At 48.2% G+C, this 533-nt stretch carries 1 pseudogene; it reads left to right on the top strand.

The annotated features are described in order from the left end of the window. Positions 1–533 (top strand): annotated as a pseudogene (locus tag R7093_RS27710) (hypothetical protein); the annotation flags it as partial.

The following is a 533-nucleotide window of genomic DNA, read 5'->3' as shown; positions in this document are numbered from 1 at the left end:
GAACAAAGTCATCGTCGATGCGCTTAAATCGATTCGTGGTGTGTTAACCGAGTCTAACAGCGATAAGAGCTTCTTTAGCTTGGCGCTAGGCATCGACATCAATACGCTTGCGCCATCGATTGGTCAAATTTGGACAGAGATAACTCAGCCACAATACCAATGTGCGCTGCTGAGCCAAATGCAAAAAGACATGGGCGGACAAAACCCGGCGGCAGCGGTGAGTATGGGCTCTGGCATGCTGAATGGGTTGAAAGGGTTGAGCATGCAACTGTTCGATCTGAACATCAATCCTGATGCACAGTTTGGCGAAGTGTTTAGCCAAATGGATGGCATGTTTACTCTGTCTGCGAAAGATCCAAACATGTTGATTCAAACTGCGCAAATGCTAGTTCCTGAATTGGCGCAGCTTCAACTGCAACCAGACAACCAACCTGTGAACGTAAGTGACTTGTTAGAGATGCACACGGGCATGAAGATGGACGTGTTTGCACGCTTAAATGGCAGCCACCTAACGCTATACAGCGGTGAGTACG

It is taken from the genome of Vibrio sp. 1580, assembly GCF_033340055.1.
This window is presented reverse-complemented; position numbering and strand designations above follow the sequence as displayed.